The following is a 12,339-nucleotide window of genomic DNA, read 5'->3' as shown; positions in this document are numbered from 1 at the left end:
TTCGAGAGGTTGCTGTCAGCGGACAAGACGACGCTCCAGGGCTCGCAGGAGAAGGGAAGCCGGGTAGGCGATGACGATGAAGGCGATGCCGACGATCGTGTAGGGCTCGATCGTCTGGAACGTCTGCGAGGCGAACTGGCGGGCCTCGCCGAGCATCTCCAGCACGCCGATCACGAAGATCATCGGCGTGTCCTTGAGCATCGCGACGACGTAGTTGCCCAGCGCCGGCACGACGCGGCGGATCGCCTGCGGCAGGATCACCGCGCTCCAGGTCCGGGTGCGCGGCAGGCTGAGCGCGGTCGCCGCCTCCCACTGGCCCACCGGGACGCCGTCGATGCCGGCGCGGTAGACCTCGGCGGTGTACGTCGAGTAGTGCAGGCCGAGGCCGATCACGCCGGTGGTCAGCGCCGAGAGCGTGATCCCCCACTCGGGCAGCACGTAGAAGAGGAAGAAGAGCTGGACGAGGAGGGGGGTGTTACGGATGAACTCGGTGACGCCGACCACCGGCCAGCGCACCGCGGCGTGCTCGGAGCGCTGGGCCATGGCCCAGATCAGGCCGAGCGCGAAGGCGATCAGCGAGCCGAGCGCCAGGGCCTCCAGGGTGACCAGCAGGCCGTGCCAGAACATCGGCATGAAGTCGCCGACGGCGTTCCAGTTCCACTTCACCGGCCCGCACCTCCCGCGGGAGCCGCACCGGAGCGCGCGATGTCACCGACCTGGTCGGGGCTGAGCCTGCTGCGCAGGCCCACGCGCTTCTCGGGCGCCTTGCCGATCCCCGCCTTGGCGTGCCGCTCCACGACCCGCATCCCGCGCGTGAGCAGGAACGCGAGGACGAAGTACATGACGAGGATGATCGTGTAGACGGGGGCGCTCTGGCCGGTGGCGTTGCGCACCAGCGAGGCGCCGAAGGCGATGTCGGCCACGCCCATGATCGAGACCAGCGCGGTGCCCTTCAGGAGCTCGATGAGCAGGTTGTTGAAGGGGGGCACCATCTCGGGCCAGGCCTGCGGAAGGATGATCTTCCGCAGCTGCTGGGCCGGGCTGAAGCTGAGCGCGATGCCGGCCTCCCGCTGGGCGGGGGACACCGCGCTGATGGCACCGCGTACGACTTCCGAACCGTACGCGCCGTAGCTGAGGCCCAGGGCCAGCACGGCGGCCCACATGGGGACCAGCTGCCAGCCGAAGCCGATCGGCAGGACGAAGAAGATCCAGAACATCAGGATCAGCGCGGAGGTGCCGCGGAAGATCTCGAAGTAGGCGCCGGAGAGGAAGCGTACGATCCACAACCGGTGGGTACGCGCAAGGCCGATGACGAAAGCGACCACGGCGGCGAGTGCGGCGCTGAACACCGTCAGCTGGACGGTGACCCAGACGCCTTGGAGGAGGAGTTCCCACAAACCCCAGCTGATCTCGCTCACGGCTTGCACCTCTCCTTGGCGGTGATGGTCGTCATCTGGTCCTTGGTGAAGCCGAAAGGTCGCATGAGGTCCAGGAGTTCGCCGGTCCTCTTCATCTTGTGCAGCTCGCGGTTGAAGGCGTCCCGCAGATTGGTCTCCGGGGTACGGAAGGCGAAGCCGCCGACGTCGATGACCGGTTTCCCGTTCACGTACGGCGTGACTTCCTGGGTGGCCTCCGCCTTCTTCGTCTCGGTCTCCCGCACGACGTTGCGCACGGTGACCGCGGTACCCACGAACACGTCGACGCGGTCCTGCTCCACCGCGAGCAGGCCGGCCAGCTGGTCGGGCAGGGTCGTGATGTTCTTGACCCCGGCCGCCTTGGCGTAATCGATCTCGGCGAAGCCGACGCCCGTCGCCATGCGGGCGCCGGTCCTGGCTATGTCTTTGTAGGTGTGCAGGTTCTTCGGATTCCCCTTCGGCACGATGAACGCATCGAGCATCTGGTATTCGGGATCGGCGAAAATGACCTGTTCGCAACGGTCCGGCTTGATGTACATTCCGGCCGCCACGACATCGAACTGCAGAGAATTCAGACCGGAGATGAGCGAGCCGAATTCCGTGGCGAACGGCTGGACGTTGGCGACGCCCAACCGCTTGAAAATGTGCTCGGCGATGACCGGCGCGGAGCCGGTCATCTTCCCGTCCTTGCCGATGTAGCCGTAGGGCTGCTCGCCCGCCAGTCCCAGCCGTACGGTGCCCTTGGCACGCAGCTGCTCCAGCAGGTGTCCGCCGTCGCCGGTGTCGGCCGTCGACACCCGACTGCAGGCGCTCGTCGCGCCCATCGCACCCGCCGCGCCGAGCGCCGCCACCCCCGCGAGCAGCGTGCGGCGACGGAGGCCGCTTCCCGAACTTCGCCTGATTTGTTTGGTGTTCCCCATTGATGGAGCCATGGGCGCGCGACTACCCGAAGCCGGGGAACCTATGCCGATCGTTTCCGGCCCTTGATGGTTCCGGTATCGAAGGGGTCGTACACGGAGTTGCGGGGGAAAGTCCGGTTAACAACCGCTGTGTACGAGGCTGTTGGGGCGGACGGGAAATGACTTCCCCGAGTCCTCTGGGGAAGTGTCCGCGAACGCCCTACGCTCGTGTTGCCGGGTGATACATCACCAATGACCGGCAAGAACCGGTAAGCCCGGCACGCACGGTAAGCCCGGCAAGCATGGTAATCAACCAAGAGGGGTCATCATGGCCGACCGCTTCATCGAGGTCTCGTTGGACAAGCGCGGCGTGCGCTGCACGGCCAAGCTGCTCGACGATCGCGCGCCCGTCACCTGCGCCGCCGTCTGGGACGCGCTCCCGCTGGGCGGCGACGTCTACCACGCCAAGTACGCCCGCAACGAGATCTACGCCCTGGTGCCGCCCTTCGCCCCCGAAGAGCCGCCCCTGGAGAACCCCACGATCACCCCGATCCCCGGCGACCTCTGCTACTTCACGTTCACCGACACCCAGCTGGCCACCTCCTCGTACGGCTACGAGGCGGCGGCCGAGCGGCAGGGCGCCAAGGCGGCGCACGCCGAGCGCGCCACCGTCGTCGACCTCGCGCTCTTCTACGAACGCAACAACCTGCTGATCAACGGTGACGCGGGCTGGGTGCCGGGCATCGTCTGGGGCTCCGTCGTGGACGGCCTGGACCGGATGGCCGACGCCTGTCAGGACCTCTGGCGGGCCGGCGCCCTCGGCGAGACCCTCAGCTTCCGCCGGGCGTAGCCGCCAGGGCCGGGGCCGGGATGTCCGCGACCCCGGCTCCGTACAGGGCGTGCGCGGCGCGCAGCACCAGCGCGTCCGCGTGCCGCGCCCCGACCAGCTGCACCCCGATCGGCAGCCCGTCGCCGTCCACGCCGCAGGGCAGCGACGCGGCGGGCTGCTGCGTCATGTTGAACGGGTAGGTGAACGGGGTCCAGCCCGTCCAGTGCTCGTGCCCCGACCCCTTGGGCACCTCCACGCCCGCCTCGAACGCCGTGATCGGCTCGGTGGGCGTGACCAGCAGGTCGTACGTCTCGTGGAACCGGCCCAGCTGCCGGCCGAGGGCCATCCGCACGTCCACCGCCGCGAGGTAGTCCAGCGCGCTGTAGCGCGCCCCCTGCTCGCAGACCGCGCGCAGCCCCGGGTCCAGCAGTTCGCGCGCCTCCTCCGCGACCGGCTGCACGACCCGCGCCGCGCCGCTGAACCAGAGGGTGTGGAACGCCGCCACCGGATCCTCGATCCGCGGGTCCACCTCCTCCACGTGCGCGCCCAGCTCCGCCAGCTTCTCGACGGCCCGCCGGACGGCCGCCGCCACCTCCGGCCGTACGGCGACGTCCCAGCCCAGGGCCGGGCTGTACGCCACCCGCAGCCCGGCCACCGGGCCCGACAGCTGCTCCACGAAGGAGCCGGACGGCGGGGCCAGCTGCGACCAGTCCCGCGCGTCGGGCCCGGAGATCGCGTCCATCATCAGCGCCGCGTCCGCCGCGTCCTTCGTCATCGGGCCCGCGTGGGCCAGCGTCCCGAACGGGCTCGACGGATACATGGGCACCCGCCCGTACGTCGGCTTCATCGCGAAGATCCCGCAGAAGGAGGCGGGGATGCGGACCGACCCGCCGCCGTCCGTGCCCAGGCTCAGCGGCCCGGCGCCCAGCGCCACCGCGGCGGCGCTCCCCCCGCTGGAGCCGCCCGCGGTCCGGGACGGGTCGTACGGGTTGCCGGTCACGCCCTGGAGCGGGCTGTCGGTGACCCCTTTCCAGGCGAACTCCGGGGTGGTGGTCTTCCCGATGAAGACGACGCCCTGCTCCCGGAGCCGGGCGACCGAGGGCGCGTCCTCGTCCCACGCCTGGTTGGCCCGGACGGTGCGCGAGCCGCGCAAAGTTGGCCCGCCGCGCATCAGGAAGACGTCCTTCACGGTGACCGGCACGCCGTCCAGCGGGCCGACCGGGGTGCCCGTCCGCCAGCGCTCCTCGGACTCCTTCGCGGCGGCCAGCGCCTCGTCGGCCGTCAGCCGGGTGAAGGCGTTGACGTGTGGCTGGATCCGCTCCGCCCGTTCCAGGGCTGCCCGCGCCGCATCGACCGGGGAGAACTCGCCGGCCGCGTAGCCGGCCGTGAGCCGCAGTGCTGTGAGATCCGCCAGTTGGGTCATCGAGCCCTCCATCGGGGGAGTGGAGTATGCGGATTTTTTTCCGGCCCCGGCGGGTGGCCGGGGCCGGCGGCGCGACGGGCGGCCGTATACGGCCGGCTACTGCACCGGCACGTATCCCAGCCGTTTGTCGACCACGTTCAGCAGCGGCTCGCCGGCCGCCCAGCGGTCGTAGTTGTCCAGGAACTGCTCGGCGAGCGCGTCCCGCCAGCCGAGGGTGTCGCCGCACATGTGGGGCGAGACGATCAGGTGCGGGACGTCCCACAGCGGGCTGTCCGACGGCAGCGGCTCCTGCTGGAAGACGTCCAGCGCGGCGGCCGCGATCCGCCAGCCGCGCAGCGCCTCGACGAGGTCCTGCTCGATCACCATCGGGCCGCGCCCGACGTTGATGAACCGGGCCGATTCCTTCATCCGGCCGAAGACCTGCCGGCCGAAGAGGCCGCGGGTCTCGTCGGTCAGCGGCGCTGCGCACACCACCCAGTCGGCGGTCGGCAGCAACCCGTCCAGCGCACCGCTCGCGTGTACCGTCCCGAACTCCGGATCGCCCGTCCGCTCCCGCCGGCCGACCAGGTCGACCTTTACGCCGAGGGCTTTCAGGGTCTGTCCGATGGCCCGCCCGATAGGCCCGGAGCCGACCACCACGGCTCGCGATCCGGCCACCCGAAGTGTTTCCCGGTGTCGCCAGCGCCGCTGCCGCTGGAGTTCCCAACTGCCATAAAAATCCTTGGCCATGGCAATCACGAGACCGGCGACGTACTCCGCGATGGGCTGCTCGAAAACTCCCCGGGCATTGGTCACAACGGTCTCGTCCTCGATGAGTCCGGGGCACAGCAGCCGGTCCACGCCGGCGCTCGCGGTGTGCACCCAGCCGGGGCGCCGGCCGCCCGCGGCCCAGGCGTCACGGATGGCGTCGGAGGTGAAATCCCAGGCCAAGAGCACATCGGCGGTGGGAAGTCGGTCGGCCAGGGTCTTCTCGTCCGCGAAGATCACTTCGGCCCTCCCGGACAGTCTGCCGAGATTCGGTGCCGGGTCGGATCCGAGGACGAGGACGGTGTTTTCGGTCATGGGCCAGAAACCGTTCTGAAACGAGTGCCCCTTTAACTGAAAGAGGCGCCGACAGATGCCTGAGATGCGAGGATTGACCACGCTAGGAAGCCGTATCTACCGTGTCAACAACGGCTCTGTCCCGACGTCCCGGCTTGTGCCGGTTGTTTCAAAATCCCTGGCCGATGGCCTAGCCCTTTTCGTTCTTCTAGGGGCCATTCATGGACGTCTCTTTTCTGGGCGGCCCACAGCCGCAGTGCGGCGTGGGCGTCGTTGCACCCTTCGACTTCGCACTCGACCGCGAGCTGTGGCGTTGGGTCCCCGACGACGTGTCCCTCCATCTGACCCGCACCCCTTTCGTACCGGTCGAGGTGTCCCTCGACCTCGCCCGGCTCGTCAGCGAGCACGAGACGCTCCGGGAGGCGGTCCAGGCGCTGTCCGCGGTCGCCCCGCGGGTGGTCTCCTACGCCTGCACTTCCGGCAGTTTCGTCGGCGGCGTGGCGGGCGAGCGCGCCATGTGCGCCGCCATGCGGCAGGCCGGCGAAGTGCCCTCGGTGACCACCTCGGGGGCGTTGCTGGACGCGCTGTGCGAGATCGGTGCGCGGCGGATCGCCGTGGTCACGCCCTACACCAAATCCGTCACCGACTCCCTGGAGGACTACCTGGCAGAAGGCGGCATCACGGTCACCGGCCGGGCCTACCTCGGCCTGACCCGGCACATCTGGAAGGTCCCGTACCGCGACGTGGTCGACATGGCGCGGCAGGCGGTGGTGGGCGCGGCCGACGCGCTCTTCATCAGCTGCACGAACCTGCCGACCTACGACGTGATCCCGCAGCTGGAGGCCGAGTTGCGGATGCCCGTCCTGTCGGCCAACCAGGTCACGATGTGGGGCGCGTTGCGCGCCATCGGCATCCACGCGGTAGGTCCCTATCAGGCGTTGCTCGATCCCGTCGCGAGACGCGGTCCCGCGGCGCTGTCCGGTTCACCGGAAATTCCGCGGCACCAACGCCCGGAGCCGGAGGCGGCCTTCGCCGGCCCGCCGGCGGCTCCCGAGGCCGAGCAGGCCGAGGGGCTCGACGCCCCGCCCTTTCCGGACGACCCGTACGAGGTCTGACGGCCCGTACGGTCCCGAACAGCACATCGGCGCACTCCGTCAGCACACCCGCATCCGTACCCGCACGACGCATGGGAGTTCTGCATGGCAACGGTCGGCTTCCTCTACCCCGGCTACTCCGCCGAGGACGACTATCCCCGTATCGAGTCCCTCCTGGGCGGCGGCGTCCGGCTGCCGCTGGTCCACACCGACATCGGTGAGGACGCGCACCGGGTGGACGCCCTGCTCGAAATGGGGTCGGCGGCGCGGCTGGCCGCCGGGGTCGCCGACCTGAAGGACCAGGGCGCGGAGGCCGTCGTCTGGGCCTGCACCAGCGCCAGCTTCGTCTTCGGCTGGGAGGGCGCGCACGAGCAGGTGCGGGAGCTGTCGGCCACCGCCGGGCTGCCGGCGTCCAGTACGTCGTTCGCCTTCGCGCGGGCCGTGCAGGCGCTGGGGGCCGAGCGCGTGGCCATCGCGGCGACCTACCCGGAGGACGTGGCCGAGCACTTCCACGCCTTCCTGAAGTCGTCGGGCACGGAGGTCGTCCAGACCCGCGGCAGCGGCATCATCACCGCGGCCGAGGTCGGGACGTGGGGGCTGGAGGAGGTACTGCACCTCGCGCGTACCGGGGACCATCCGGACGCCGAGGTGGTCCTGCTGCCGGACACCGCGCTGCACACCGCGGCGTACCTCCCCGCCGTGGAGGCGGCGCTGCGCAAGCCGGTGCTGACCGCCAACCAGGTCACCGTGTGGGAGGGGCTGCGGCTGCTGGACCGGGAGATCGTCCGGCCGGAGCTGGGCACCCTCTTCGCCGGACCCCGTCGGGAGGAGTGACCGGGACCTCGTGAACCGGCCGCCGGGAATAAACGGAGTTCTACTCCGGTTGGCCGCGGGGAAGACCCGCGACCTAGGAGGACCCGCACCGTGAGCGGCCACCACGACGAAAGCCGGGGCCCGGCCCCCGAACCCGCCCGGGCCTCCGGCACGCCCGGCACCGACGACGAGATCCGGGGCACGGCCCAGGGCACCGCGCCCGTACCGCTGTCCGTCCTGGACCTGCTGACCGTCGGCGCCGGAAACACCGCCACCGACGCGCTGCGCACCGCGACCGCCATCGCGCGGACCGCCGAGCGCCGCGGCTACCACCGCTACTGGGTGGCCGAGCACCACTCCATGCCCGGCGTCGCCTCCTCCTCGCCGGCCGTCATCCTCGCCCACCTGGCCGCGCAGACCGAGTCCATCCGGCTCGGCTCCGGCGGCGTCATGCTGCCCAACCACGCCCCGCTGGTGATCGCCGAGCAGTTCGGCACCCTCGAAGCGATGGCCCCGGGCCGCGTCGACCTCGGCCTCGGCCGCGCGCCCGGCACGGACGGCGCCACCGCCGCCGCGCTGCGCCGCACCGACCGGCTCAACGAGGGCGCGGACGATTTCCCGCAGCAGCTCGCCGAGCTGATCCGCTTCCTGGACGACGACTTCCCCGACGGGCACCGCTACTCCCGCATCCACGCCGTGCCGGGTCCGGTCCAGGCGACCTCGCCCGGTGGCGTGCAGTCCGCGCACCGCCCGCCGGTCTGGCTGCTCGGCTCCTCCGGATTCAGCGCCCGGCTCGCCGCCCAGCTCGGCCTGCCGTTCGCCTTCGCGCACCACTTCTCCGCGCAGAACACCATCCCCGCGCTGGACCTGTACCGCGAGACCTTCCGCCCGTCGGCCGTGCTGGACGAGCCGTACGCGCTGATCGGCGTCGGCGCGCTGGCGAGCGAGACCGAGGCCGAGGCGCGCCGCCAGGTGCTGGCCGGGGCGCTCTCCATGATCCGGCTGCGCACCGGCCGGCCCGGCCTCGTGCCCACGCCGGAGGAGGCGGAGAGCCACCCGTACAGCATGGTCGAGGAGGACTTCGTCGAGAACTGGCTCGGCAACGTCGTGTACGGCACGCCCGACGCGGTCCGCCAGGGCCTGGACGACCTCGCCAAGCGCACCGGCGCGAACGAGCTGATGATCACCGCCAACGCGCACGGCGGCGCGGCCCGGCTCCGCTCCTACGAGCTGATCGCGGACGCGTACGGGCTGCCGGACGGCGCCTGACAGGGGGCCTCAGGGCGGGGGACGGGGCTGCCGGGACGGTGACGGGTCCCGTCAGCCCCGCTCCCCTTCTTCCCCGGTCATCGGCGGGCCGGCGAGCAGCACCGGGACCCGGTCGGCCGGCAGCGGCCGGGAGTACAGCCAGCCCTGGCCGGTGTCGCAGCCGATGCGGCGCAGCCGTTCGGCCTGGTCGGCGTTCTCCACGCACTCCGCCGTGACCGTCAGGCCCAGCCGGTGGGCCAGCCCCACCAGTGCCTCGACGATGGTCTCGTCGGCCGGGTTCGGATGCTCGGGGGAGCGGAAGCCGCGGACGAAGGAGCCGTCCAGCTTCAGCACGGAGACCGGCAGCCGGCTGAGGTAGGCCAGGTTGGAGTAGCCGGTGCCGAAGTCGTCGATGGCGATGCGGACGCCCATGTCGCTGAGCGCCTGGAGGGCCTGGAGCGGCCGCCCCGCCGAGCCCATCACGGCCGACTCGGTCAGCTCCAGCTGGAGCAGTTCGGGCGCCAGGCCGGTCTCGTCCAGGATGCCGGCCACGTCCGCGACCAGGTCGGAGTCCCAGACCTGGCGGACCGCCACATTGACGCTGACGAAGAGCGGCGGCTCGTCGGGGCGGGCCAGCTGCCAGGCGCGCGCCTGGTGGCAGGAGCGCTCCAGGACCCAGCGGCCCAGCTCCACGATGGCGCCGTTCTCCTCCGCCAGTCCGATGAAGCGATTCGGCGGAAGCGTCCCGAACTGCGGGTGCCGCCAGCGCACCAGCGCCTCCACGCCCTGCGCCCGGCCGTCGCCGAGCCCGACCAGCGGCTGGTACTCCAGCGTGAATTCGCCGCGGTCCACGGCCGGGCGCAGCGTGCTGGAGAGCGCCTGCCGGGTCATCCGGTGCGCGTTGCGCTCGGGGTCGAAGAGCGTCCAGCGGGCCTTGCCGTCCGCCTTGGCCCAGTACAGCGTGGTGTCGGCGGCCTGCATCAGACCCGTCGCGGTGGTGCCGGCCGCGGCCCGCTCCACCACCCCGATGCTCGCCGAGACCGACAGCCGCTGCCCCGCCAGGTCGAACGGGCGCTGCAGCGCGTCCAGCACGGACTGCGCGAGGTCGGCCAGCTGCTCGGTGCCGGTGGAGTCCTCCACCAGCAGCGCGAACTCGTCGCCGCCCAGCCGGGCCACCAGCCGGCCGCCGCGCCCGGCCCGGCCGGCGGGGCGTTCGGCGCAGCGGGCCAGCCGCTCCGCCACGGCGCCCAGCAGCCGGTCGCCGACGCGGTGCCCGAGCGTGTCGTTGACGGCCTTGAAGCCGTCCAGGTCGAGGTAGCAGAGGCCGATCCGGCCGGTGCCGCCCCGGTCGTACGTCGCCGACTCCAGCGCCACGGCCAGCCGCTCGAAGAAGAGGGCGCGGTTCGGCAGCCGGGTCACCGGGTCGTGCATCTGGAGGTGGCGCAGCCGGGCCTGGAGGTCGCGCCGGTCGCTGACGTCCGCGACGGAGAGCAGGACGTCGTCACCGCCGGGCAGCGGCTCGACGCTCACCTCGGCCCACACCGAGTGGCCCGCGGGGTGCTTCAGCCGGCGGGTGCAGCGCAGCCGGTCGCTGCGGCCCGCGAGGACGTCGCGGTACGCGGCCCAGACGTGCGGGTCGCCGCCGAGGTCGGTGAGGTCGGCGGCGGAGGCGTCGGCCAGCGCGCGCGGGTCCTTGCCCAGCAGCTCGCCGAAGGCCGGGTTGGCGGCGGTGACCAGCCCGTCCCGGCCGAGCACGGCCATCGGCAGCCGGGCGGCCTCGAAGGCGGCGCGGTAGCCGCCGGGGGAGGCGGGCAGGGGCGCGGGGGCGTGGTCGGCGGCGCCGTCCGGCGCTGCGGAGTGCTCGCCGCCCGTCCGCGCCGCCCCGTCGCTTTCGTTGGCCGGTTCGTCACTCTGAGTGACTGCGGGCAGTGTCGCTCCGGAGGCGCGGCTCGTGCCGTCGGAGTGTCCGCTCACTGCTCGCTCCCGCTGGCGCTGGTCCGGTCGGTCGATCTCGGGGGATCTCGGGGAAGGGGAATCCGCGGTGTAAGTGTGGCGATCATAGAGGTTTCCCGGACGGGCTAGCCAGCAACACCACCGTGACGATCGGCATCGATGGCAGATGTTTGATGGTTTCTGTGCGCGTCTGTTCGCTGACTTGCATCGGCCGATCGATTGTGACGTTGCGTGATGACGCACTGGGATGCGGCTGTCACTCAACTGGCCCCACGGAACAGGACGAACCCTCACGAACCCCCACAGGGTGGATGGGATGTTCCGACTGCGTTCCGGGAGGTCGATGTGCAGCACTCCCAGACACCCGACGGGGTGGACCACGGACCACTGCGGCGGTTCGCCGCCATCGCCACGTCGTTGATCGCGCTCATCGCCACCTCCATCGTCGCCGCGCCGGCCACCGCCTCCGAAGCGACGCTCTCCTGCGCCCTGCCGCGCACCGACGTCCACCACTCCGAGGGCCTGAACTCCTGGAACGGCACCTACGCGCGCCCGCTGCACTCCCTCGACGCCGTCATGATCTTCCTGTCCTTCCCCGACGCGCGGCCGCGCACGGCGCCCCGCCGGCTCGCCACCGACTACTTCCCCGCCACCAGCCGCTTCTTCACGACCGCCTCGTACGGGAAGTTCCGGCTGCGCCCGCACGTCCGGCGGGAGTGGGTGAAGATGCCGCGCACCTCCGCCGCGTACGGGATACAGCGCGACTGGGACGCCGCGGGACGCACCGCGTACCTGGACGACGCGGTGGCCGCGGCCGACGCGCAGGTGGACTTCGGCCGGTACGACGTCGTCTACCTCGTCGCCGACCCCGAGGCGCCCGGCGTCGACCCCGACGCGACCAAGGTCGTCAACCTCGACCGGCCGCTGACCGCGGACGGCGCCCCGCTGCACCGCTTCGTCACCGTCTTCGAGAGCAACCCGCCGGACCACAACGTCCTCGCCCACGAGACCGGCCACGTCTTCGACCTGCCGGACCTCTACCACCGGCCGGCCGACGGCATGGGCGACTGGGACACCTACGTGGGGGACTGGGACCTCATGGGCAGCCAGTTCGGGATGGCCCCCGAGCCCTTCGCCTGGCACAAGTGGAAGCTCGGCTGGCTCGGCGACCGCCAGGTCGACTGCGTCCCGGCGACCGGCAGCACGGTACGCACCCTGCGCCCCCTGGCCGCGCCCATGACCGCCGGTTCCGCGCAGCCGCCGCGGCTGCTGGTGGCCCGTACCGGCGAGAGCGGCGCGATCGCCGTGGAGGCGCGGACCGCGGCCGGCAACGACCGGGGCCTGTGCCGCGAGGGCGTGCTCGTCTACCGCGTCGACGGTGCGACGTCCTCCGGCGAGGGGCCCGTACGGGTCCTCGACGGCCACCCGGGCACCTCGGCCTGCTGGGGCGCCTCGGTACACCCGCCGCTCGCGGACGCGCCGCTGGGCGTCGGCGAGAGCCTGGACGCGGGGCCTTCGCCTTGTCTGTGCGCCGCCAGGGACTCGAACCCCGGACCCGCTGATTAAGAGTCAGCTGCTCTAACCAACTGAGCTAGCGGCGCCTGCTGACGGAGAAAACATTAGC

Annotated in this window: 11 protein-coding genes and 1 tRNA gene; 5 read left to right on the top strand and 7 right to left on the bottom strand. The window is 71.5% G+C overall.

Annotated features, from left to right (window positions below; all coding sequences use genetic code 11):
• Positions 1–15 precede the first annotated feature (15 nt).
• Genes ehuD through ehuB form a run of 3 tightly spaced genes read right to left on the bottom strand, consistent with a single transcriptional unit; the run spans position 16 to position 2,347 of the window.
• Entirely contained in the window at positions 16–666 is a 651-nt protein-coding gene (gene ehuD, locus IF20_RS22320; RefSeq protein WP_052867026.1) for an ectoine/hydroxyectoine ABC transporter permease subunit EhuD, read from the bottom strand.
• A complete protein-coding gene (ehuC, locus tag IF20_RS22315) occupies positions 663–1,427 on the bottom strand; it encodes an ectoine/hydroxyectoine ABC transporter permease subunit EhuC (RefSeq protein WP_407702539.1) in 765 nt (254 codons plus the stop codon). The genes ehuD and ehuC overlap by 4 nt, the downstream gene beginning before the upstream one ends.
• On the bottom strand, positions 1,415–2,347 hold the full coding sequence (ehuB, locus tag IF20_RS22310; protein WP_052867024.1) for an ectoine/hydroxyectoine ABC transporter substrate-binding protein EhuB: 933 nt from the start codon (positions 2,345–2,347) through the stop codon (positions 1,415–1,417). The genes ehuC and ehuB overlap by 13 nt, the downstream gene beginning before the upstream one ends.
• Before the next feature lie 295 nt (positions 2,348–2,642).
• Here ehuB and IF20_RS22305 point away from each other — a divergent pair, with 295 nt between their 5' ends.
• Positions 2,643–3,164 carry a DUF3830 family protein gene (locus IF20_RS22305; RefSeq protein ID WP_031063065.1) on the top strand — a complete coding sequence of 174 codons (522 nt, stop codon included), beginning with the start codon at positions 2,643–2,645 and terminating at the stop codon, positions 3,162–3,164.
• Here the strand turns inward: IF20_RS22305 and IF20_RS22300 are convergent.
• Together IF20_RS22300 and IF20_RS22295 are read right to left on the bottom strand one after the other, a co-directional pair.
• Positions 3,145–4,566, bottom strand: coding sequence for an amidase (locus IF20_RS22300; RefSeq protein WP_052867168.1), 1,422 nt, complete (start codon positions 4,564–4,566; stop codon positions 3,145–3,147). The genes IF20_RS22305 and IF20_RS22300 overlap by 20 nt on opposite strands.
• Positions 4,567–4,662: 96 nt before the next feature.
• Complete coding sequence (locus IF20_RS22295; protein ID WP_052867023.1) at positions 4,663–5,628, bottom strand: D-2-hydroxyacid dehydrogenase; 966 nt, start codon at positions 5,626–5,628, stop codon at positions 4,663–4,665.
• Between the two features lie 200 nt (positions 5,629–5,828).
• On the opposite strand from IF20_RS22295, the gene IF20_RS22290 reads away from it, so the two are divergent.
• The 3 genes from IF20_RS22290 (at position 5,829) to IF20_RS22280 (ending at position 8,783) form a co-directional block, all read left to right on the top strand.
• Entirely contained in the window at positions 5,829–6,722 is an 894-nt protein-coding gene (locus IF20_RS22290; RefSeq protein WP_052867022.1) for a maleate cis-trans isomerase family protein, read from the top strand.
• Positions 6,723–6,806: 84 nt separating this feature from the next.
• The gene (locus IF20_RS22285) at positions 6,807–7,535 is read left to right on the top strand and encodes a maleate cis-trans isomerase family protein (protein ID WP_052867021.1); all 729 of its coding nucleotides are present in this window, start codon (positions 6,807–6,809) and stop codon (positions 7,533–7,535) included.
• 171 nt (positions 7,536–7,706) lie between these two features.
• The gene (locus tag IF20_RS22280; protein ID WP_052867167.1) at positions 7,707–8,783 is read left to right on the top strand and encodes an LLM class flavin-dependent oxidoreductase; all 1,077 of its coding nucleotides are present in this window, start codon (positions 7,707–7,709) and stop codon (positions 8,781–8,783) included.
• A gap of 51 nt (positions 8,784–8,834) precedes the next feature.
• On the opposite strand, the gene IF20_RS22275 is transcribed toward IF20_RS22280, so the two are convergent.
• Positions 8,835–10,736 (bottom strand): putative bifunctional diguanylate cyclase/phosphodiesterase, encoded by a 1,902-nt coding sequence (locus IF20_RS22275; RefSeq protein ID WP_052867020.1) that lies wholly within the window; start codon positions 10,734–10,736, stop codon positions 8,835–8,837.
• 366 nt (positions 10,737–11,102) lie between these two features.
• On the opposite strand from IF20_RS22275, the gene IF20_RS22270 reads away from it, so the two are divergent.
• Positions 11,103–12,281, top strand: a complete 1,179-nt coding sequence (locus tag IF20_RS22270) for a M6 family metalloprotease domain-containing protein (protein ID WP_052867166.1) — start codon at positions 11,103–11,105, stop codon at positions 12,279–12,281.
• Here IF20_RS22270 and IF20_RS22265 read toward each other — a convergent pair.
• Positions 12,243–12,316: transfer RNA gene (locus IF20_RS22265), tRNA-Lys, on the bottom strand. The two genes, IF20_RS22270 and IF20_RS22265, sit on opposite strands and share 39 nt — an antisense overlap.
• Positions 12,317–12,339: the final 23 nt, after the last annotated feature.

This window comes from Streptomyces niger (assembly GCF_000718305.1).
In the GTDB taxonomy this organism is placed as follows: domain Bacteria; phylum Actinomycetota; class Actinomycetes; order Streptomycetales; family Streptomycetaceae; genus Streptomyces; species Streptomyces niger.
This window is presented reverse-complemented; position numbering and strand designations above follow the sequence as displayed.

What these genes read in the sequence shown, in the direction of transcription:
- IF20_RS22290 (WP_052867022.1), top strand. Translation starts at nt 5,829, where the DNA reads ATGGACGTCTCTTTTCTGGGCGGCCCACAGCCGCAGTGCGGCGTGGGC.
- IF20_RS22285 (WP_052867021.1), top strand. Translation starts at nt 6,807, where the DNA reads ATGGCAACGGTCGGCTTCCTCTACCCCGGCTACTCCGCCGAGGACGAC.
- IF20_RS22295 (WP_052867023.1), bottom strand. Translation starts at nt 5,628, where the DNA reads ATGACCGAAAACACCGTCCTCGTCCTCGGATCCGACCCGGCACCGAAT.
- ehuB (WP_052867024.1), bottom strand. Translation starts at nt 2,347, where the DNA reads ATGGCTCCATCAATGGGGAACACCAAACAAATCAGGCGAAGTTCGGGA.
- IF20_RS22305 (WP_031063065.1), top strand. Translation starts at nt 2,643, where the DNA reads ATGGCCGACCGCTTCATCGAGGTCTCGTTGGACAAGCGCGGCGTGCGC.
- IF20_RS22300 (WP_052867168.1), bottom strand. Translation starts at nt 4,566, where the DNA reads ATGACCCAACTGGCGGATCTCACAGCACTGCGGCTCACGGCCGGCTAC.